Genomic DNA, 227 nt, shown 5'->3' on the forward strand with positions numbered 1-227 from the left:
ATAGAAAGAAAAATCGATTCCCTAAGTAGCGGCGAGCGAACGGGGAATAGCCCAAACCAAAGAGCTTGCTCTTTGGGGTTGTAGGACTGAACATTTGAGTTACCAAAGTCAATGATAATCGAAGAGTCTGGGAAGGCTCGGCACAGAGGGTGATACCCCCGTAGATGAAATCGTTGACCCTCAGTTCAGGATCCTGAGTACGGCCACACACGTGAAACGTGGTCGGA

The 227-nt window shown here is 49.3% G+C and carries 1 rRNA gene; it reads left to right on the forward strand.

From position 1 onward, the window contains the following. A 23S ribosomal RNA gene (locus HF569_RS12810) occupies positions 1–227 on the forward strand; the annotation flags it as partial.

This window comes from Levilactobacillus tujiorum (assembly GCF_012641185.1).
In the GTDB taxonomy this organism is placed as follows: domain Bacteria; phylum Bacillota; class Bacilli; order Lactobacillales; family Lactobacillaceae; genus Levilactobacillus; species Levilactobacillus tujiorum.